The sequence below is a fragment of the Aquimarina sp. MMG015 genome (assembly GCF_018100855.1).
In the GTDB taxonomy this organism is placed as follows: domain Bacteria; phylum Bacteroidota; class Bacteroidia; order Flavobacteriales; family Flavobacteriaceae; genus Aquimarina; species Aquimarina latercula.
The window spans coordinates 1-927 of sequence record NZ_JAGJEB010000036.1; the positions used below are offsets into that span (position 1 = coordinate 1).

Annotated in this window: 1 protein-coding gene; it reads left to right on the forward strand. The window is 27.0% G+C overall.

The features are described 5' to 3' along the window. Positions 1-927: tetratricopeptide repeat protein (locus tag J8L88_RS23385; protein WP_211062081.1), on the forward strand; the 927-nt coding region annotated here is incomplete at both ends.

Below are 927 nucleotides of genomic sequence, written 5' to 3' on the forward strand. Positions count from 1 at the left end.
TCAAAATAACTACGCTCAACTTGGTACTGATGCTCATGAATTAGGAAAATGGTTTTATCGAAAAAAAAATAAAGAACAAACCATATACTATACAAAACTTGCAATTGAATCTAAAAAAAAAGCAATTCCTTTTGAAAAAGAATTACTAAAAAATAGTTATATCAATCTTGGGTTCTTTTACAAAAAATATAAAAACTATCACAAGGCTATAAAAGCTATAAAGAACGCAATTCCTTTTGAAAAAGGATCATTGAATACAAGATCCTATAATTATTTAGCCGATATTTATAATGTTCTTCAAGACCCCTACAATGCTGTTGAAAGTCGATTAAAAGTGTTCGAATATTTAGATCCAACAAAGGATCAGCAAAAAATAATTAGTAACCATATACTTGTCGCTTTTTCATATAGAAGTTTTCGAGATTCTCAAGGAAGAAAAAATGTGATAAAGCATCTATTGACAGCTGATTCTCTATTAAAAAAAACAAAAAAAAACAAAAAAGAAAACAAGTATCTAATTAAATCTAACTTAGCTATTGAATATCACGAAAACAGTAAAAAAGAAAATCTACAAAAAGCCATTGAATATTATTGCGAAGCATTATCAATAGCCAAAGAAATAAACAACAAGAGATACCAATCTTCTTCATACTATAACCTTGGGTTAGCATATATTGATTTAGACACTGACACTTCCAAAGAATATTTCAATAAGTCATTAGCATTAGTTAAGCATAAACCAGCCTTATTAAAATCTATTTATTTTGGATTTGGCAAACTTGCATATAAAGAAAAAAAGTATGACAAAGCTATTGATTTTTACCAACGATCCATTGTTGAATTTTTAAATCAAAAAAAAACTGATATTCATGGTTTACCAACTCAAAAACAATTGGAAGAGTTAGAAAAAAAATCATTGTTTTTAGA